Below are 20,982 nucleotides of genomic sequence, written 5' to 3' on the forward strand. Positions count from 1 at the left end.
GCTGATGGAAAATAATTCAATTTTTTGCTGTACAAGTGTATTGCATAAAAGGTAAGTTACAGCTCAAGTTATAAAATATACTTATTAATTGATTACTGAATATACATCTGGTAACAGTGTCTTGGTTTTATTATGCTGTGCCAGTAGTCAAACGTAATAACGTGGCCATCTTCTATATTTAAGAATTTTTCAAACTTAGGACTGATTCAAATGAAAAAGTGGACAGCAGTGATGTTACTGATCGCAATCCTATTGTTCGGTAGCGTGATCGGCTTTAATTTGTTTAAGAATAAAATGATTGCAAACTTTATGGCAAATATGCCTGAGCCATCTTACCCGGTGACCGTCACCAATATTTCATCGCAAGACTGGACACCTACGATTGAAGCTATTGGTTTCATTGAGCCTTATCAGGGTGTCACATTAACAACTGAATCAAGTGGTGTGATTGATAGCATCAAATTTGAATCAGGCGATAAAGCGGAGAAAGGTCAGGTACTGTTGACTCTGGATTCAAAAGTTGAGCAAGCAACGCTGAGAAGCTCTGAAGCCCGCTTACCGGCTGCAAAAGCTAAATTTGAACGTTATAAAGGCTTGTATAAACGCGGTTCTTTGTCACAGGAATCTTACGATGAGGCACAGGCTTCTTACCTTTCATTATCGGCTGATATCGAAAGCCTGAAGGCAACGATTGCCCGCCGTCAAATCAAAGCGCCTTTTGCCGGACAAGTCGGTATCCGGAATGTTTATCTGGGTCAATATCTGCAACCAGGCACCACAATTGTCCGTCTGGAAGATACCAGTGTCATGCGTTTACATTTCACGATTCCTCAAACTGAAATCTCGCGTATCTCGAAAGGACAGACGGTAGAAATTAGTGTCGATGCCTACCCGGACCATGCATTTAAGGGTGAGATCACGGCCATTGAGCCCGCGGTCAGTGTCAAAAGTGGTCTGGTTCAAATCGAGGCTAATATTCCGAACAGTGATGGTAAACTGCGTAGTGGTATGTTTGCTCATGCACAAATTCAGCTCCCCGTTATTCCCGATCAAATTATTGTTCCACAGACAGCAATCACCTTTACACTTTATGGTGACAGCGTGTATGTCGTCAGTGGTAAAGATGATGAAAAGAGGGTGAAACAGCGTGTGGTGAAAGTCGGAGAGCGCCGGGGTTACATTGCACATATCCTGACAGGTTTGAAAGACGGAGAAGAGATCGTTACATCCGGGCAGGTTCGACTGAGTAATGGGGTAAAAATCCACGTGGTCGAAAGTGATGCAACAGCACCTCGTGCCGAAACACCGATGTTGTAAGCGGAGGACTCATGCGCTTTACAGATATTTTTATCAAACGTCCTGTTCTGGCTATTTCAATCAGTTTTCTGATTGCACTGCTCGGATTTCAGGCCGTTTTTAAACTTCAGGTCAGGGAATATCCCAAAATGACCAACACTGAAGTCACTGTTACAACCAGCTACTATGGTGCCAGTGCCGATCTGATTCAGGGCTTTATTACGCAACCGCTCGAACAAGCAATAGCACAAGCCGATAACATTGATTATATGAGTTCGGAATCAGTTCTGGGCAGCTCAAAAATTACTGTCAAGATGAAGCTGAATACCGACCCGAATGCAGCTTTGTCTGATATTCTGGCCAAGACTAATTCGGTCCGTTCTCAGTTGCCTAAAGAAGCAGATGACCCAACGGTCGCAATGTCAACCGGCTCTTCAACCGCAGTTATGTATATTGGTTTTTCCAGTGAAGAGCTGAGCTCAAGCCAGATTACCGACTACCTGAAGCGGGTTGTTACACCACAGCTCTTTTCTGTGCAAGGGGTCTCTAAGGTCGATTTATACGGGGGAATTCCATACGCCCTGCGTATCTGGCTGGATCCTTATAAGATGGGCGCCCTGAAACTAACCGCCTCTGATGTATTAACCGTTCTCAGTGCCAATAACTATCAGTCAGCAACAGGTCAGGCAACTGGTGAGTATGTCATTTTCAACGGAGATGCGGACACTCAGGTTTCTACCGGAGAAGAACTTGAAAATTTGGTGGTTCGCTCTGATGACGGGCAGATCGTTCGTCTGGGAGACATTGCGAAGGTCACTCTGGCAAAAAGCCATGACACCTATCGTGCAACAGCCAATGGTAAAGACACGGTCGTTACTGCGATCAATGCCGCGCCAAGCGCAAACCCAATTGATATAGCCGCAAGTGTACGGGATATTCTTCCCCGTCTGCAAAAGAATCTGCCGGGTAATATCGAAATGAAGTTGCTTTATGATTCAACCATTGCGATTAATGAATCGATTCATGAAGTCATTAAAACACTTGGGGAAGCGGCACTGATCGTTTTGATCGTGATTACCCTTTTCCTTGGCTCTTTCAGAGCTGTATTGATCCCGATTGTCACGATTCCCTTATCATTAATCGGGGTCGCTTTAGTCATGCAAATGTTCGGTTTCTCATGGAATCTGATGACATTACTGGCGATGGTACTGGCTATCGGGCTGGTAGTGGATGACGCGATTGTGGTTCTGGAAAACGTTGACCGGCATGTCAAACTCGGTGAAACACCTTTCCGGGCGGCGATTATTGGTACTCGCGAAATCGCAATGCCAGTTATCGCGATGACACTGACACTGGCTGCTGTATATGCGCCTATCGCCATGACCAGTGGTATTACCGGCTCCCTGTTTAAAGAATTCGCATTATCGTTGGCAGGCTCCGTCTTTGTGTCCGGTATTATTGCACTGACATTATCACCGATGATGTGTTCAAAAATGTTGAAAGATCATGAGGAGCCCTCTCGCTTTGAACAAAAAGTCCATGACGTTCTTGACAGAATCACTGAACGTTACATGAGAATGCTTGGTGCAATCATGAATCGCCGGCCGGTGATCATTTTCTTTGCTTTGATTGTTTTTGGCACACTACCTGTTTTATTTAAGTTTATTCCGGCAGAACTAGCGCCATCTGAAGATAAGGGCGTAGTGATGATGATTGCGAATGGTCAGGCTAACGCTAACCTCGACTATATGGAAAACACCATGTCCGAGGTCAGCGATATTCTGAACAAGCAGGATGAAATTCAGCTTTCTATGGCATTTACCGGGATTCCTAAATCGAATCAGGCGTTTGGTATCGCTGTTATGAAACCATGGAGTCAAAGGGAAGCCAGCCAGGCAGAGGTTATGAAACGTGTTCAGACTCTGGTGCAGGATATTCCGGCCATGTCAATCACAGCATTCCAGATGCCGGAACTTCCGGGTGCAGGTTCAGGCTTACCTATTCAAATGGTGATTACAACCCCCAATAGCTTTGAAAACCTGTTCTCTCTGGCCAGTGATATGCTGGCAAAAGTGCAGAAAAGCCCTTTGTTTGTCTATTCAACATTGGATCTGAATTTTGATTCAGCAACAATGAAAATCAGTATTGATAAAGATAAAGCTGGCTCTTATGGGGTCACCATGCAGGACATTGGTCTTACCCTGGCAACCATGATGGCCGATGGCTATGTCAACCGGATTGACCTTGGCGGTCGCTCATATGAAGTGATTCCACAGGTTGAGCGTAAATTCCGTTTAAACCCGGAGTCTATGAAAAATTACTTTGTGCGTGCGGCTGATGGAAATATGGTTCCTCTTGGAAGCCTGATTCATATTGATGTAGTCGCTGAACCAAAATCATTGCCCCACTTCAACCAGCTAAATTCCGCGACGATTGGAGCGGTTCCTATGCCTGGTGCAGCTATGGGGGATGCAATCAACTGGCTGGATAATCTCGCTGAAGAGACCTTGCCTGTCGGATATGACCATGACTATCTGGGGGCATCCCGTCAGTATGTCACGGAAGGGAGTGCGCTTTATACAACCTTCCTTCTGGCACTCGCGATCATATTCCTGGTTCTGGCGATTCAGTTTGAGTCTCTCAGAGATCCGGTTGTCATCATGGTTTCTGTACCTCTGGCCATCAGCGGCGCTTTGGTTGCACTGGCATGGGGTGCTGCTTCGATGAATATCTACTCGCAAGTCGGATTGATTACATTGATCGGCTTGATTACCAAGCATGGTATTCTGATCTGTGAAGTGGCCAAAGAAGCACAGCTGAAACATCATAAGAACCGGGTCGATGCGGTGATGGAAGCCACCAAAACCCGTTTGCGGCCAATTCTGATGACAACTGCAGCAATGATTGCTGGTTTGATCCCATTGATGTACGCAACCGGTGCGGGTGCACAACAACGTTTCAGTATCGGTATCGTGATTGTTGCCGGGCTGGCATTAGGAACATTGTTTACATTGTTTGTCCTGCCCGTCATTTATACATATCTGGCTGAAAAACATAAGCCTTTACCTGTGTTTGTCGAAGATGAGACAACACGAGAGCTTTAAAAAACTGATTCAGTGAGCAAAACCTGTTTTTTTGTCTGCGCTTACTGGCTTCTGAAAAAATCTGATGGGTTCCGCCCGTCAGATTTTTTTATGTCACTAACCAGGGTCTGTTGACCTGTCGAGTGCAAATTTTGTTCAATCCCAAAAGGCCACGCCCTGATGACACACTAAAATATAATTTATGATACAAATCACTATGCATAATATAAAAATATAGCTAAAATAAAATACAGCGTTTTATTGTTTGAGCAATACATCTTTGGTATGAAAACGATGAAAAATAATTACTTATCTGTGATTAATGCACAAATTGAGAAAATTAATCAGCTGACATCAGAGACAAAACAGGAAAAACTATCTCTGGTGTACAATAAAAGCAATTATTACATAGAGAAAGTGCATCAGAACCAAAGCACCAGCCATCCGACAATCCTGTTTCAGGGAAAGGGCCGGGCTTGTTATCTGTTTTTGAATGGTTACCTTGCTTCATTTCAGGCGAAATAATGTCGTACCTGATACTGATACACCCAATAATTCTCAAAATACAGAAGATAACGACGCTACCACCCTTTTTTCCATGTAAGTAACGACATTTACAGGTGAATTACATAAAATGTCTGTATACACGAAATCAGGAGCCAGAATCCGTATGTTCGATCCAAAAAAATTAGAGCAAATAGCAAAACAAATTCACGACTCAATGCCACAACCAGTCAAAGAATTAGGTGCAGATGTAGAGCAGAAAGTTCGTCAGGTCATTCAGGGACAGTTAAATAAGTTGGATGTTGTCAGCCGGGAAGAATTTGATGTACAGACGCAAGTGCTGATGCGTACCAGAGAAAAGCTCACGCAACTTGAAGCCAAAGTGGCAGAAATGGAGAAAAAACTCTCTGATTCTGATTCCGGAAACGTATAAAAAAGGGCCTGATGATTCAGGCCCTTTTTTCATGAACAGTTCAGGATATGTCGTGATTAATCGCCAACCGCAATACGCTTCATATCCGTCATATAGCCACGAAGCTCTTCACCGATATACTCAACCGGATGGTTACGAATCATTTCATTCACTTTAATCAGTGTTGCATTATCAACCTGATTTGATGACTCGCCCAAGCCTTTACCAATCACATCTGTACCAACCTGAGGCATGAATTGTTCACGCATCAATGGTGTTGCAACATTAGCAAACAGGTAGTTACCATATTCAGCCGTATCTGAAATAACAACATTCATTTCATATAAACGCTTACGTGCAATAGTATTGGCAATGAGCGGCAGTTCATGCAAAGACTCGTAGTAAGCAGATTCATCGATAATGCCTGAATCCGTCATCGCTTCAAAAGCAAGCTCAACCCCGGCACGAACCATTGCGATCATCAGAATACCGTTGTCGAAATACTCCTGCTCTGCAATTTTCACATCAGACTCAGGATAGTTCTCAAATGCCGTTTCACCCGTTTCTTTGCGCCAGCCCAGCAGATTAGCATCGTCATTTGCCCAGTCAGCCATCATCGTTCCAGAAAACTCACCTGCAATGATGTCATCCATGTGCTTATTATAAAGAGGACGCAATAAATCTTTCAGTTGCTCGGACAATTCGAAAGCACGGATTTTTGCCGGATTTGAAAGACGATCCATCATGTGCGTGATGCCACCAAACTTCAGTGCTTCAGTGATGGTTTCCCAGCCGTACTGCAGCAACTTACCTGCGTAACCAGCATCAATGCCTTCAGCAACCATTTTTTCATAACAAACGATTGAACCCGCCTGCAACATACCACACAGAATCGTTTGCTCGCCCATTAAGTCAGATTTGACTTCAGCAACAAAAGAAGATTCCAGACAACCTGCACGATGTCCGCCTGTCGCTGCAGCCCAAGCTTTCGCGATTTCCAGACCATCACCATTTGGATCATTTTCAGGGTGAACCGCCAGCAGTGTCGGCACACCAAAGCCACGCTTATACTCTTCACGTACTTCTGTACCCGGACACTTCGGTGCAACCATCACAACCGTCAGATCTTTACGAACCTGCATGCCTTCTTCAACAATGTTAAAGCCATGAGAGTAACCCAGTGCAGCCCCTTCTTTCATCAGAGGCATGACGGTTTCAACAACATTGGTATGCTGCTTATCCGGAGTCAGGTTGACCACTAAATCTGCCTGAGGAATCAGTGTTTCATAGCTTCCCACTTCAAAACCATTATCTTTCGCATTTTTGAAAGACTGGCGCTGCTCATCAATCGCAGCCTGACGAAGTGCATACGAAACATCCAGGCCAGAGTCACGCATGTTCAGCCCCTGGTTCAACCCCTGAGCACCACAGCCGACGATGACGATTTTTTTGCCTTTCAGGTAATCCGCTTCATTTGCAAATTCTGAACGATCCATAAAACGACAACGACCTAACTGGTCTAACTGCTGACGCAGATTGAGTGTATTGAAATAGTTAGCCATAGGCGGCGCTCCTTAATTTAAAACTGTCTGTCACTTTTTGTTGTGTTTGTGATGTTGTGTTTCGGCTTGTCTCTCATTCAACTGCAGTAAGACGAAAATCGTAAAGGCAACTGCTGATATGATGAAAGTGATACATACCGGATTGATTTCATCTTAAACCAGACAAACCGTTGCTAAAAGTGATATATTCACAATTAATTATTGCGAATAGTGCAACATAAAAACACCAACATGAATATCAAAATACTCAGACTTTTTGTCCATCTGACGGAGAGTAAAAACTTCAGTAAAACGGCTGGTGCAATGCATATCAGCCCTTCGGCACTCAGCAGGCAGATACAGAAATTAGAAGATGAAATCGGGCACCACCTGTTTGTGCGGGACAACCGCAGAGTAGAGCTAACCCCCGCAGGGAAAAAACTGATTCCGGTCGCACTGCAGATCATTGAGAAATGGCAAAACTTTCAGGCTGAAATTGACGAAAGTCATCATACGCTGAAAGGAGAAGTCAGGTTATTTTGTTCCGTGACCGCCAGTTACAGCCATCTGCCGGATCTGTTATCTGATTTCAGAGCACATCACCCCTTAATTGATTTTCAGCTTTCAACCGGTGACCCGACTCAAACCATTGATAAACTATTAAATAATGAAGCTGATATCGGAATTTCTGCCCTGCCAAATCCACTACCATCGAGAATTGTATTCCAGACTATCAGCGATATTTCTCTGTCCGTTATTGCCCCGGCCGGCATCACTAATTTTGCCTATTCTTTAAACAATGAGCCTCCCGACTGGTCACAGGTGCCTTTTATTGTTCCGGCATCCGGTACTGCGAGAGAATCCGCAGATCAATGGTTTCATGACATGGGAATTAAACCCAAGATTTATGCACAGACAACCGGAGGACACGAGGCGATTGTCAGTATGGTTGCATTAGGATATGGCGTCGGCATCGCACCGGATGTCGTGATTATCAACAGCCCTGTTCGTGACAAAATACAACGTCTGCCACAGAGTCAGCTACTCAAACCTTTTAAACTTGGTGTCTGCTGTAAACGATCACAATTAAAACAACCTCTGGTGAATGCGCTATGGCAGGTTGTGACAAAGAAAAAAACATAAAGCAGATGTAAGGGAAAAGAATCGTTCCTTGATTGAATATTTTATTGCCACCAGAGCGTGTTTATCTTTCATCGCCGTTCCTGCTGGAGGCTATTTTCAGGCGACTACAGGTTAGGCTATGAAAGATAAACACGCTCTAGTATTATCGGTGCTTTCATAACTACATTGTCAAAAAGAGACAAACCATGACTATTGATTCGTCCAGGGCACATCAAACCCTTCGGGCAGAAGGGCTGCGCTGTCCGGAACCTTTAATGATGGTAAGAAAAACAATTCGTAATATGGCTGATGGCGAAATGCTGCTGGTGCTTGCTGATGATCCATCAACAACACGTGATATTCCCAGCTTTTGCCGGTTTATGGATCATCAACTCATCGAGTCTCAGACAGAAAAAACGCCATACGAATACCTTATCTGTAAAGGCATACCCTGCAACGACACCGACCGGTAAATCTACATCAGCTGGTAAAGCCACACCGGCTGGTCAATCGTATTTAGCGGGTCTTCTTATTGTCGATTGAGTCCTGTTTAATTTCAGCTAAAGCTCTTTCCAGGTTCTCATTTGCCAGTGGATAATAGGAAGACTTTTTATCAATCGCTTGTTGTAAATACGTGACGGCTTCTTCCGCTTTTCCCTGTAATATCAAAAAATATCCAACATTATTCAGGGCCTCATAATCTTTCATATGGCGTTTAAATGTATTCAGGGCTTTGAATGTACTCCCCTGAGCCAGATAAATCAGCGCAAGATTATTAATGGCTTTCGGGTTATTTGGAGCATGGTCAAGTGCAGCAAGTGTTGAGCGCTTCGCTTCTTCCAAATCACCACTCATGTAGTAAGAGTATCCGATATTGAGCAATAACATCATAGAATCTGGTTTAATCTTGAGAGCCTTCTTAAAGAAACGCTGCGCAAGTGAGTGTTTACCATCTAAATCAGAAATAATTCCAAGTCCCATGTAAGCCATTGCAGGTGATTGTTCATCTGACTTCAAAGCATGAATTTGTACCTCACCTAATGAGTCTCTCTCCAGTTTTTCCCTGCTTTTTAATCGCACCTGATCGGCATTGATTGCACGAATGAAGTATACGGCCCCCTGCTTTGTCTCTCCCTGCTTGCTGAAGTTTGAACCAATTTGCTGAAGCACAGCAACATTATCCGGGTTGGCTTTCAAGGCAAGGAAATACGCCTTTTCAGCCAACGAATAATTGTTTCTTGACTGATGAATCCGCCCAATTGTATATAAAGTCTTATCCTTATACTGACCATCTTTAAAATCGAGTGACCGAATATACTCGAATAATGCTAAATCCTGATTGTTTTCTCTGATTGCCTTATCACCGCGCTCAATCGCTTCTTTTTCGGTTTTGGGCGGATCAGTCATCATCAGCGTTTCTACGGGTTTGCCATCATAAAGCTGACTATCAAATGACTTTTCGTTTTTTGAGGAGGATGCGCAGCCACCCATCAGCAGCACAGCAACAAATACAACCAGTGATTTCAGTTTCATGACTCGCTCCTTTGGCATTTTATCCCTGCCCTAATGACGCTGTCAGCGACAATATAGAAGGGCCGATAGCAACGATGAAAAAACATGGCCAGATAAATATCAACAGCGGAAAAATCATCTTGGTTGGTATTTTTGCAGCAATTTCTTCGATTTCCTGATTGCGTCGATCCCGGTAATCTTCTGTATATTCCCTTAATGTCTGAGACAAACTGCCTCCGATGCGTGAAGCATGCGCCAGCATATGAACCAGACCAGTAATTTCATTCACACCAGTCCTTTCTACTAACTCTTCAAACGCATCGACCATTTCAACCCCGGCGCTTATCTTGACACAAACCGTGTCCAGCTCATCGGCAAACTCCGGATGAGAGATCATTAATTCACCCGCAACCCGCTTTAATGCGGCATGAAAGCCCAACCCGGATTCAGTACAAACGACCAGCAAATCCAAAGCATCAGGGACCCCAGCCCGAACTTTTTGTTGCCGCTTTTTAACCATCTTGCTTAAAACGACATTTGGGGCATACATCCCAACAGCGACTAACACAATCATCATTAAGAATAAGTGCTGCATATCCGGCATAAAAAAGTACAGACCGGTTGCAGCGAGGATACCAATCAGTCCGCACACAATTTTAATGGCGTAGTACATTGTTAATACGTTTGCGTCATGAAACCCTGCATGCATCAGGTGATGTCGGGTAGTTTCCTGCTCCTTCGTACTTCTGGGGGCAACGATTGGAGCGATCGATTCAAGCGTGGTATCAAACCTTTTGTTCTTTTTTCTCAACAGCGTACTGTCCATATCTTTGCGGATATCTTCAAGCTGGCGTTTTACCTTCGACTTCGTCCCGGAAATGACCAAAATCACCGTCACAGCAAACGAGGTGACAGCGATAAAAATGACAATCAGAATAAATAACTCTTCATTAAAATTGATACGACTAAGTAACTCAAGGAAGCTATCAATGAATTCCATATTACACCTCGAAGTTAATGATTTTCCGAATCCACAACGAGCCAATAAACAAACTGATCACCCCGAAACTCACTAACTTGAACCCTCTGGGGTCTTCATACAGTGGACTAACATAATCCGGATGAAGCAAAGACATTCCAAGAAACAAAACAAAGGGAGACAAAACCAAAATCCATGCAGAAAGCCGACTCTCAGCCGAAATAGTCTTAATCTTTCTTGCCAGCTTAAACCGCGCCCGCAAAACCTGAGACACCTTTTCCAGGTTTTCAGATAGATTTCCCCCGGTCTCTTTTTGTAGTAAAACAGCACTTGAGAAAGCCAGCATCGATACCGTAGGTGTTCTGTCCGCCATCTGCATAATTGCCAGACGCATATCGTAACCATAGTTAAGCAGGTTATAGGTGTTTTTAAATTCAATCCCAATAGGAGGAGGCATTTCATTACCGACTTCATTGAATGCCTGAGTGACAGGTTGCCCGGCCTGCAACATTCTCCGGATAACATCTAAAGCTTCAGGTAACTGTTCTTCAAATTTAGACAGACGGTCAGAAATACGTTTTTGAATAAAAAAGTGAAGTGCCAGCCAGATAAAGACAAAAGCCCCAATCGCCACATACCATGGTTGACTGAGCAATAATGCAAACATACTGGCAAACACACTGATTGCCAGTGTCACCGAGATAGTTCTGGAAAGGGTCCAATATAAACCGGAAAGCTCCAGGTTTTTTTTCATCGATTCGAAAAAGGTAAATCTGACTAACCGCCGATCCATCGGCGTCAGACTTCTCATATAATATTCACGAAGAAGAGAACGACTTTCTTCATCAAGATTCGACTGGGTTTCTTTCAGGCGCTTTGTCAATTGCTTGTGTTTCGCTTTACTTCCTGCAGCCGGAAGTAATAATGCCTGAGAAATAAACATTACCGCAAAAAAAAGCAGAATCAGGAAAAGCGTAATATCGTCGTTCATGAGAGCCTCCTATCCGTAACTCTCAGCAAAAAGCTCAAATGGCAGGTCTAATCCCCGTTTGGAAAGCTGTTCATGACATTGTGGAACAACACCAGTCGCCACATAATTGCCGATCACATTTCCTTCTTCATCCATGCCATGGCGCTGGAATTTAAAAATTTCCGACATGGTAATAATTTCACCTTCCATGCCATTAATCTCACTAATGCTCACCATCCTGCGCTTCCCGTCTTCCTGCCGTTCCATCTGAACAATTAAGTGAATCGCGGATGCAATTTGTGAGCGGAGGTTTTTCGTCGTGATATTCCAGCCAGCCATAGCGAACATATTTTCAACCCGGCTTAATGCATCACGGGGGTGTTGGCGTGAATGGTTGCGAGAGAACCTTCGTGCCCGGTATTCATGGCAGCCAGCATATCAACCGCCTCACTCCCCCGGACTTCCCCTAATACAATCCGGTCAGGCCGCATCCGCAAAGAATTCTTCACCAGATCCCGCTGGGTAATCTCACCTTTTCCTTCAAGATTCGCTGGCCGGGTTTCCAAACGAACCACGTGAGGTTGCTGTAGTTGCAACTCTGCGGAGTCTTCTATCGTGATAATGCGATCGTCACTGGGAATAAATCCGGACAGGATGTTCAGTGTCGTGGTTTTACCGGAGCCGGTACCACCGGAAATCAGAATGTTCAGCTCCCCTTCTACGGCTGCTTCAATAAATTTTGCCATCGGTTCTGACAAAGAGTTAAACGACAATAAATTATCCATCGTCAACTTATCGACAGCAAAACGCCGAATGGAAACAGAAGCACCATCCAGAGCCAGAGGCGGAATAATCGCATTGACCCGCGAGCCATCCATTAATCGCGCATCGACCATAGGAGACGCTTCATCAATTCTCCGCCCAATCTGGCTGACAATCCGATCGATAATATTGCGCAGATGACGATCATCCAGAAAAGTATAAGGTGTTTGCTCCAGCTTACCGAAGCGTTCAACGAAGACACTTTTCGGCCCATTCACTAAAATATCTGACACCGTTGAATCTTTCAGCAATGGCTCCAGCGGCCCTAAACCAAACACTTCATCTTCAATTTGCTGAATGACCCGCTTGCGTCCTTCAGCCCCAAGTGTGTGGCTTTGATCTTCGGCCATCAACTGTACAATTGCTTCCTGAAGCTCTTTTCTGGCTGACTCTTTTTCCAGACTGGACAATAAAGCTAAATCCAGCGTTTCCAGCAGCCGCTGGTGATAATAATGTTTCGTTTCAAGTTCTTGTTCGAGCTGCTTGCGTGCTTCCTGAATTGCTTTCTCTTTTTCTTCATTATCACGGATTTTTTTCTCAAGACGGCTCTGTTTTTCTTCCTGTTCTTTCCCGGACTCAGAAGATGCAGAAACCTCTGACTGAATGTCTGTCGTTTTGACTGAAGGTGGCGCTTCACTCATCACTTTTTCCGGGATATCGGTGTTAATATTTCTGCGTCTGAATAACATGTGTCACCTCCCTGTACTTTCCGTCAGGAAAAAAGCCGCTTAAGCCAACTTTTCTGCTCTTTATCTTTTGGCATCAGTGTTCTGGTAAAACGGGTAACCGATTTGGATATCGCACTACTTTTCTTCGATGAGACTAACGGTGTTCCCAAATTGACACTCTCAATGGCGGATTTAAAATCATTTGGAATGGTATGGATTTCCAGCCCGGAAATTGTCTCTTCAATATCTTTCAGTTTGATTTGCTGGCGTTTTTCGTACCGGTTTACCACCAGAATCAGCTGCTCCTTCGCCACGCCATACTCAAAGGTGAGCGCTTTAGCAATTCTTGATGTATTTTTGATTGAAACCAGATTTTGCTGGGTAATTAAAAAAATTCTGGTTGCCTGACTCAGAATCGGGATAAATATATGGTCAATCCCCAGAGACAGATCGATGAAAATATAATCGTAATGCTCACGCAGAATGGGAATAAGCTTTCCCAACTTCATCGCATTTTCAAAATTTTCCTGATGGTTTTCGTGTTTAAAACTCAGAATATGTAACCCTGAATTATGCCGTGTCACCAGACTCCGCAGAGACACTTCATCCAGATCCGCCAGATTTGCAATAACATCATTCAGACTGTAAACCGGATTGATATTCAGGTAGTCCATCACCACACCAAAATGAATATCCAGATCAAGCAGCAATACCCGATCAGTGTGCTGCATCGCTACCTCGACGGCAGTATTCAGTGCCACGGTTGTCGCCCCGGAGCCACCTTTCGTATTTAAAAACAGGTAAACCTCTGACAAGTGCCGGGTTGCCAGCTTATCTTCAGCAATGGAATGCAGCATACCGGCAAAGTCTTCAAGGACCGCCTGCTGAGAAATAAAGTCGGTCGCACCTAATTTCAGAGCCACCCGCAAAGATAAATTGTCACTTTCATCACCAAATACAATCAATAAGGTGTCCAGCTCATCTTCATCTTTTTCCTTATCGACATTAAAATTTTGCAGCTCTGTAATCCGCTTTGCCCAGTCAGAGCCCGTTTCAACAAAAATGACATCCGGAATCGCAAGCCGGGAAATATTGCCCAGCATTTCATTGCTTTGCTGTAAGCATTCAAAATGAATACTGTAGCAACGTGACAACTGCTTCACCATATGGCACTTAAAAAATTCAGTTGCATATAAAACCCATACAGTAATGGTCGTCTTCAACCGAATTTGATCCTGCCCGTCAGGCACTAACTTTATTGTTTTTGTCATCATGCACCCTCTAACAATCGGTATGCCGGGATTCAGGGTGAGCAAGCGTCGGGCGAACCACCCCTAAAGACTCAATTGGCAATGTTGTTTCCATATCCGGCATTGCAATCACGCCCCCTTCAGCCAGAAAACTTAAAAAGCCAATCAGCTGATACTGATAATTGGAAACACGTACCCTGACAAATTTTATCGTTGCATATGCATCATTATAGTCATCAGAACTCATCCCTGCATTGATACTCACTGGCTGTCCGGAATCATCCAGATACTCAATAATCAGATTGCCTGCAGTAAATCCTGCTGGGGCGTAGTTCTGCATGGCCAGCGTCGCCAGATCATCTTTATCATTCACGTGGCAAACCACACCCATGCGGGCAACTTTACGGGTCAGGTCATTTGCCATTTGTAAAGAATACACATAGCGTCCCATTTCAATCACACTGAACAGCACCAGCAAGACACTGGTCGCCAGGAGAGTGAATTCAAGAATCGAAACACCGGACTGATGTTTTTTCAACTTCATAGCGAAGTCCTCGAAACTGCGGTCGCGGTCAGGTCAAAACTCATGTCCATCACAACCGATGGCACAATTGACAATAGTGGCGTGTAATCGTAACTCACAGTGACAGACACATATTTATTAGCGTGTGTCACTGTAATATCACTGGCTGTGACCCCTTCCAGCAATGGTGTTGTTCCGGTGCCTGTGTGACCATATAACACCATATTTTTGATACTGGTGACGCTGGCGATTTGGTCAGAAGAAGCCGTACCATAAATATCCGTCACCGCATACCGAACACCATTCTGAACCATCTTATTCAGCGTGTTATAGCGGACCAATGCCGAGCCAAACTCAACAATACCAACCAAAAGCACTAATACCACCGGAATCACAATCACAAATTCAACGACGGCAATCCCCTGCTGGCTAAATCCATTCCTTTTCATATCAGGACTCCTCACTTAGCGGGTCGTCATACAGGACAATTCGGTAGGGTCCCTGATTGCTGCTGTTATTTCCGGAGGAGCTGTTAGTGACAGAGCAATCTTCAAGATATTCTCCAAATACAGCTTGCTTACCGGAATTATTTGTTGGTGCCTGCTGCAACAGAAAAAAACAACCCAGAGCTTCAATCGATAATGTGGTCGTTCCTCCAGATGTTCCGGAGCAATTGACGATAGGAACTTTCAAAACCCGTCTCCCAGATTCTCCCCCGGAATTCAGATAACAATCAGATCCAGAACAAACAGGTGCTTCCTGTTCATAGTCGTCATAACCCCAGCTATCCGTATAAATAACATTGCCATCATTATCGATTGTTGCCTGAGAATCTGGTTCTTTGACATAAATATCAGGTGGATAATCTGCTGAACTGAGCCCACCGCCACTATAAACGCCAAATCGAGTATTCAACCCCTGCCCTACAGGGCCTACAGTGTTCCCTGGCTTAGTCGTAACAGTATCTCCCACCCCAACACATCCGGTAAAACTTCCAGCCAAGCCTTGTCGAACCGTAGAGGCACCTGAACCAAAGTCCAGTAACTGGAAGTTACCCGGCCCCATAGATGATTGATTTTTACTGGCAACTTTCAATGCATAAACCTGCCCTGCATTATAACCAGATGAACCACTATCTTCTCCGGCACACACAGCCATCGGCACCACATTACACATACTGGTACTGGCTGAACTCGGACCGGCAACGGCACTGGCAGACAGCTTTTTATCCACCCCAAATGCCGCGATAAAAAAAGCATTTAACGGATAGTTAGATACGGCCACCCGGACAAAACGGTCATCAATCAAACTGCTATATCCGGGATCCGGAAAGGTTTCCGGGTCATTAGAAAAGGTCACAGAAATGGTCGCCGCAGAAAAATCCATAGATTGATTCCCACTGGCTTCCTTCATTTTCGTCAGCGTATTATTCGCCATTGTGATTGCGTCTGCATCACTTCCGCCACTATCCAGCACCAAAGCTGCGGCTAATGCTGCTGCATCCACCCCATTTTGCAGACGGGTTTTATTCAGGAACGCATGGTTTACATCGATTGCTAATGCCATTACCCCAAATAAAGCCACCATTGCCGCTGTAACCAACACCAGCACTAACCCTTTTTGAGATTTTGGTTTACCATACGCACAATAGTTCATTTTCAATACTCCGAAACATCATGTGTTTTCTACTGACCACCAAAAATAAAATTGACCGGTGACTGAGATTTCGATGCTTTCTGTTTGTCTTCTCCGACATAACCCTGATACGCATTTTCCATGCGCTCACCAATGCCGACAGGAATGACCGCCACATTCTCTTCTGTTGCATCCGGATTATAGATTTGTGCCATCCGGACACTATTCATACTCTGACCTAAAGGTGGTGGATTGACACACCCGCTCAAAGCCATGACACAAGCGGCGATCAGAGAAAAATAAATGTGTTTATTCATCACGGACTCCTTACATTTCATGCCCGAAAGCACCTTCAGAACCACCAGTCCGGGTTCCGATATGACTGGCCCTTTGCACCCGAATGGCCGGTTTGGAGCCAGGCTTACGGCTGAGAGACGCACCTTGCCCCAACAGGTAATACTCCAAATCATTCGGCTCAACAAAAGTATCGGTCGGCAAAGTCACTTTGCTGCGATCGATGGGTTTCGCCAGCCTTGGCGTCACTAAAATCACCAGCTCAGTCTCTCCGGAAATATACTCCTGACTACGAAACAGCTGACCTAAAATCGGAATATCGCCGAATCCTGGCAATTTCCGGATAGAATCCCTGACGTTTTCACTCAAAAGACCCGCAATTCCAATGGTCTGTCCATCGGCTAATTCAACTGTTGACGAAGCACTTCGGCGGGTAATTGGTGGTATGTAAAAAGTGCTGTCTGTACCCGACAAGTTATAAGTAAACGTGCTGGTACTGGCAATTTCACTCACATCAACAGACAACTCCAGGTTGATCTGCTTATCGCTCAGCACAGTCGGTGTAAAACTCAATATCACACCATATTCTTTGTACTCAATGGTAATCCCATCATCATCCGGTACCGGAATCGGAAACTCCCCGCCAGCAAGAAAGCGGGCTTTCGAACCACTTAATGCTGTCAGGTTTGGCTCTGCGAGTACTTTTGCGACACCATTTTCTTTCGCGATATCTAAAGCGAGAGTGAAGAGTGAATCTCCGTCAATAAATGTAGAAAGTAATCCTGTCTCATCAATAGATGGCGCGTTAAAAATAGGCCCAATCAGCCCCCCGACAAGATCATCATCAATCACACCACCCGCAGAAGTGCCTCCCCATGAAAACTTGCCATTCGCTTCAAAGAAGTGGAAATTTGAATCAAACCGGCGAACCAGACTTCGCTGAACTTCGGCAACAGAGACTTCCAGCATCACCTGCTGGGCACCACCAATCGTCATTAAATTCACAACCGGATTATCATCTTTTTTATCGCCAGCGGCCTTGATTGCATTCACGCCACCGGCAGCTGACTGTTCCACACTCTGAGCAGCGGCATAAGTTTCTGCAATCCGCAGTGCCTGCATCATTCTGGATTGAGAACTAACCTGCCCACTCAGAATCAAGCGATCTTTTGCACTGTGAACTTTAATCTCTTCATCAGGTAAAAATTCGTATAACTTCGACTTCAGACTATTTAAATCGTGAATCACTTCTATATCGATTGAGTCAATCAACCTTCCTCGCCGGTCCCAAACCATCAGATTCGTTGTACCGAGTTTTTTTCCTATCAGAAACAATTCATTTGATTTCAGCATAACGATATCCAACACCTCGGGGTCTCCCAGAGAAACTCGTGACGCCTTACCCGTCAACCCGACGTACGCAGACTTGTGGTGAGGAATAGACAGAACCTTACCACCAACCATTGATACTTCAGCCCAAACACCCTGGCTCAAAAAGAGTATGAAAACTATCCATATGTATCTCATCACTCACCTCAATCTCTTACTTTCACTTTGGAGGTTTCAGTCCCTTTAATAATGGTCACACTCGGTGCCACATACCTGCGGACAGCCTTTTTCTCTTTCTGCAATGCCTGAGGATTCCGCAACGTCAGATGAATGTCACCTCTGGTCTGCGCCGTCAGCAATTTTTCAGCCTGAAAAGGCTCAACTTCCAGAGTTACCGCACGGACAATCACAGGCTTGTTCTCACTGGTCCGGGCTTTCTGATCAACTGCCAATACTCTGATATCTTTCAACACTGTAGTTGTTGATGCTGAATTTTTCCCGAATTTCACCGTCCCCAAAACATCAACCCGGTTTCCGGGTAACAAAAAGCCGGCAACGCCAATGACATCGTTCACCCGAATTGTGACCGCCCTTTTGTCTTCCGGAATTAATACAGCTAATGTCGCACCTTCACCTTTCTTACTTATCCGCTGAGTGATCAATATTTCTCCGGGGTAGATAGTGTCATGGGCAACTTTGCCGATTAACTCTTCTTCAACGGTATATTGATTTTCTCCCCGCCAATCTTTCTCCAGTAACTTACGAGTCAGATGCTGTGACTCAATGACAGTTCCTGCCGGTATTTCCAAAGCAGCAACAACAATCGGTTCCCGTTCAACCACCTCAACTTCTGCCTGTGGTTGTATCTGACGAGACATCCATTGCCGGGCAAAGAAAACGGCTGCTAACCCAAATAAAACAGAAAGTAAAAAAAGTAAAATAACCTGATTACGGCTCATCGTTTGCCTCCCCCGTTTCCATCATCCGTGAAATAAACAGCCCATGCCTGTCTGATAATTTCCGGTGTAATCACCGGTGGTGCTTCTTCAAACACGATGATGTCGCGACTAATTCCTACAAGGTCTTTCGGTAAACACGGATAAAAACCAACTTCATGTAACTGATGAAGCTGGATTAATGTTTCAAAAGACGTCTCACCCAGCCGTAACGAACGATGATGTGTCGTTTTTTCCCACAATATGTGGTATTCATCCTGTAAAAGCAGATGAAAATGTATTTTATATCCAAGTCTTCGCAGAAAAGCAGGGTCTGCAATACCTTCAGGGTCTAAGTTTGTTGAGAAAGCCAGTGTCAAAATAAACGGAATCGTAATTTGCTGGCCATTCGGTAATGATAGGTGATCAAAGAAGTATTCCATCGGAACAATCCAGCGATTCAGTAAAGTTGCCACGGGCATTGGCTGGCGTCCTAAATCATCGATCACCAGAATTCCGTTGTTTGCCATCATTTGTAACGGCGCCAGCCAAACCCGGTTATGCTCAGAATGATTGACTTCCAGCATATCCATCGTCAGCTCACCACCCACCTGAATATTGGGCCTTTCACACAACACCCAACGCTTATCATATTGATCTTTAAATGAAAGGCTCTGCATATTATCTTGTTCAGATCGGACTCGCTTATGGTGTTGTTCAGAAAAAACCTTAATAATATTTCCGGCTGCATAAACTGCATAAGGAACGAAAACAGAGGTGTTGAGCGAGTTCAGGATTCTGGTCGCAACAAAAGTTTTTCCGGTCCCTGCATCCCCATAAAGCAGTAAAGCTCTGCCAGAGTTGATTGCCGGTCCCAACAAAGAAATCATCCTTTCAGAGCCGATCACTTCTTTGAGTGCATGTTCAACATCCGGCCGGGTAATATCATTCAGCCTAACATCCTGCTGAGACACCAGTTGGTCATAGTCATCCAGTGATACTGGTGCAGGCCCCAGATAAGCATCTTTGGCAAAAGCGGCATCCGCTTCCTGCTGTCCGGCTTCAGAAAGTGCAAAACGAACATGCCCGGAAGCCGAGGCTTTATCCGGCTGAAATATCTCAACGAGAGACTTGGCACGCAAATCTTCCAGTAATTCCTTGATCATATGGCTACTGATCGCCATCAGTCCAACCAGCTCAAGCAAATCTGACTTCGGATACGCGGCTAAATGCTTGATCAGCAGATTTTCCATCACCACTTTAGGAATATGGAGTTCACTGAATGATGTCGGCACTTTTGGTGGGACAGCCTGTGGTTTTAACGGCACACGGTGGCTGTCTTTCGAAGATTTCGCAAGGCTCATCCCTGCTCCTTGTTTTCACCCAAAATAGCTATGGAGTGCCAAACCAATTACAACAATCGGCGCAAAAGGCATTTGCAAACGCTCACCTTTAGAGCCAGACAACTGTTTGCCAGGCACGATATTTTGTTTGCCCGGGCGGGGGAGATAAATCGTATTCTCAAATGAACCATCTGGCTGTAAAACTCGTGGCAATGATAGATACATTAAACCAACAACCATACTACTGACTGCCATCCAGAAAATACCCTGACTCATACCTTCCCAGCCAAGATAAACCCCAATACCAGCCAACAATTTGACATCTCCGGGCGACATAGCACGGAGAAAGAAGACAGCTAAACCAAGTGCAAAAAGAAATAAGCCAGCACTCAGCTCATACATCAGTGAAGTTATGCTCCAGGTGCTCAGCCATTGATATATCGCACATGCAGCAAATAGTGTAACAACAAGCTTATTAGGTATGCGGTGCTCTCTGGCATCCACAACAGCAATCACAAATAAAATCGACCAGATAATGAAGACCATTATGCCTCCATTGATAATTTGCCCTGACTGTAAGCCTAGAAGACAGTTGCCAGTTCTTGCAAGAGGACGGATCCCCATGTAGAAAAAACAGCCGCTAAAACAGCTACCAAAAGAGCAGCTGAGACAACATATTCAACAACAGTCAATCCATCTTCATCATGAAAAAATTGTAATAGATGTCTCAGCATGTTCATTTCCTTATAATACTGATTAAACGG

20 protein-coding genes and 1 pseudogene are annotated in these 20,982 nt (G+C 44.7%); 6 read left to right on the forward strand and 15 right to left on the reverse strand.

Going from position 1 to position 20,982, the window contains the following annotated elements; translation table 11 throughout:
* Positions 1-210: 210 nt before the first annotated feature.
* The 4 genes from OCV29_RS17250 (at position 211) to ubiK (ending at position 5,316) form a co-directional block, all read left to right on the forward strand.
* Positions 211-1,317, forward strand: a complete 1,107-nt coding sequence (locus OCV29_RS17250) for an efflux RND transporter periplasmic adaptor subunit (protein WP_073604345.1) — start codon at positions 211-213, stop codon at positions 1,315-1,317.
* Between the two features lie 11 nt (positions 1,318-1,328).
* Positions 1,329-4,400: a multidrug efflux RND transporter permease subunit gene (locus tag OCV29_RS17255; RefSeq protein WP_073604346.1), complete on the forward strand. Its 3,072-nt coding sequence runs from the start codon at positions 1,329-1,331 to the stop codon at positions 4,398-4,400.
* A gap of 273 nt (positions 4,401-4,673) precedes the next feature.
* Complete coding sequence (locus tag OCV29_RS17260) at positions 4,674-4,904, forward strand: hypothetical protein (RefSeq protein WP_139281609.1); 231 nt, start codon at positions 4,674-4,676, stop codon at positions 4,902-4,904.
* 145 nt (positions 4,905-5,049) lie between these two features.
* The gene (gene ubiK, locus OCV29_RS17265) at positions 5,050-5,316 is read left to right on the forward strand and encodes a ubiquinone biosynthesis accessory factor UbiK (protein ID WP_073604348.1); all 267 of its coding nucleotides are present in this window, start codon (positions 5,050-5,052) and stop codon (positions 5,314-5,316) included.
* 56 nt (positions 5,317-5,372) lie between these two features.
* Here the strand turns inward: ubiK and ilvC are convergent, their stop codons facing one another.
* Positions 5,373-6,857 (reverse strand): ketol-acid reductoisomerase, encoded by a 1,485-nt coding sequence (gene ilvC, locus OCV29_RS17270; protein WP_073604349.1) that lies wholly within the window; start codon positions 6,855-6,857, stop codon positions 5,373-5,375.
* Positions 6,858-7,088: 231 nt separating this feature from the next.
* Between ilvC and ilvY the strand changes: the two genes are divergently transcribed.
* The gene (gene ilvY / locus OCV29_RS17275; protein ID WP_073604350.1) at positions 7,089-7,979 is read left to right on the forward strand and encodes an HTH-type transcriptional activator IlvY; all 891 of its coding nucleotides are present in this window, start codon (positions 7,089-7,091) and stop codon (positions 7,977-7,979) included.
* A 185-nt stretch (positions 7,980-8,164) separates the two neighbouring features.
* The gene (gene tusA, locus OCV29_RS17280; RefSeq protein ID WP_073604351.1) at positions 8,165-8,431 is read left to right on the forward strand and encodes a sulfurtransferase TusA; all 267 of its coding nucleotides are present in this window, start codon (positions 8,165-8,167) and stop codon (positions 8,429-8,431) included.
* 43 nt (positions 8,432-8,474) lie between these two features.
* Here the strand turns inward: tusA and OCV29_RS17285 are convergent, their stop codons facing one another.
* The 14 genes and pseudogenes from OCV29_RS17285 to OCV29_RS17350 form a co-directional block, all read right to left on the reverse strand.
* Positions 8,475-9,491, reverse strand: coding sequence for a tetratricopeptide repeat protein (locus OCV29_RS17285; RefSeq protein WP_073604352.1), 1,017 nt, complete (start codon positions 9,489-9,491; stop codon positions 8,475-8,477).
* 19 nt (positions 9,492-9,510) lie between these two features.
* Entirely contained in the window at positions 9,511-10,461 is a 951-nt protein-coding gene (locus tag OCV29_RS17290; RefSeq protein WP_370737208.1) for a type II secretion system F family protein, read from the reverse strand.
* Between the two features lie 10 nt (positions 10,462-10,471).
* On the reverse strand, positions 10,472-11,440 hold the full coding sequence (locus OCV29_RS17295) for a type II secretion system F family protein (RefSeq protein WP_073604354.1): 969 nt from the start codon (positions 11,438-11,440) through the stop codon (positions 10,472-10,474).
* Between the two features lie 9 nt (positions 11,441-11,449).
* Positions 11,450-12,882, reverse strand: a pseudogene (locus OCV29_RS17300) (CpaF family protein).
* 71 nt (positions 12,883-12,953) lie between these two features.
* Positions 12,954-14,180, reverse strand: coding sequence for an AAA family ATPase (locus OCV29_RS17305; RefSeq protein ID WP_073604355.1), 1,227 nt, complete (start codon positions 14,178-14,180; stop codon positions 12,954-12,956).
* A gap of 10 nt (positions 14,181-14,190) precedes the next feature.
* Complete coding sequence (locus tag OCV29_RS17310; protein WP_073604356.1) at positions 14,191-14,703, reverse strand: TadE/TadG family type IV pilus assembly protein; 513 nt, start codon at positions 14,701-14,703, stop codon at positions 14,191-14,193.
* Positions 14,700-15,131: a TadE/TadG family type IV pilus assembly protein gene (locus tag OCV29_RS17315; RefSeq protein WP_073604357.1), complete on the reverse strand. Its 432-nt coding sequence runs from the start codon at positions 15,129-15,131 to the stop codon at positions 14,700-14,702. The genes OCV29_RS17310 and OCV29_RS17315 overlap by 4 nt, the downstream gene beginning before the upstream one ends.
* 1 nt (position 15,132) lies before the next feature.
* The gene (locus tag OCV29_RS17320) at positions 15,133-16,338 is read right to left on the reverse strand and encodes a pilus assembly protein TadG-related protein (protein WP_073604358.1); all 1,206 of its coding nucleotides are present in this window, start codon (positions 16,336-16,338) and stop codon (positions 15,133-15,135) included.
* Positions 16,339-16,367: 29 nt separating this feature from the next.
* On the reverse strand, positions 16,368-16,634 hold the full coding sequence (locus OCV29_RS17325; RefSeq protein ID WP_073604359.1) for a hypothetical protein: 267 nt from the start codon (positions 16,632-16,634) through the stop codon (positions 16,368-16,370).
* Positions 16,635-16,644: 10 nt separating this feature from the next.
* Positions 16,645-18,075 (reverse strand): type II and III secretion system protein family protein, encoded by a 1,431-nt coding sequence (locus tag OCV29_RS17330; protein WP_370737207.1) that lies wholly within the window; start codon positions 18,073-18,075, stop codon positions 16,645-16,647.
* A gap of 71 nt (positions 18,076-18,146) precedes the next feature.
* Entirely contained in the window at positions 18,147-18,899 is a 753-nt protein-coding gene (cpaB, locus tag OCV29_RS17335) for a Flp pilus assembly protein CpaB (RefSeq protein ID WP_073604361.1), read from the reverse strand.
* Positions 18,896-20,239 carry an AAA family ATPase gene (locus tag OCV29_RS17340; RefSeq protein ID WP_073604362.1) on the reverse strand — a complete coding sequence of 448 codons (1,344 nt, stop codon included), beginning with the start codon at positions 20,237-20,239 and terminating at the stop codon, positions 18,896-18,898. Before OCV29_RS17340 ends, cpaB begins: the two co-directional genes overlap by 4 nt.
* A 15-nt stretch (positions 20,240-20,254) precedes the next feature.
* Complete coding sequence (locus tag OCV29_RS17345) at positions 20,255-20,764, reverse strand: A24 family peptidase (protein ID WP_073604363.1); 510 nt, start codon at positions 20,762-20,764, stop codon at positions 20,255-20,257.
* Between the two features lie 35 nt (positions 20,765-20,799).
* Complete coding sequence (locus tag OCV29_RS17350; protein ID WP_306345605.1) at positions 20,800-20,952, reverse strand: Flp family type IVb pilin; 153 nt, start codon at positions 20,950-20,952, stop codon at positions 20,800-20,802.
* Positions 20,953-20,982: the final 30 nt, after the last annotated feature.

The organism is Vibrio aerogenes (genome assembly GCF_024346755.1).
GTDB classification, from domain to species: domain Bacteria; phylum Pseudomonadota; class Gammaproteobacteria; order Enterobacterales; family Vibrionaceae; genus Vibrio; species Vibrio aerogenes.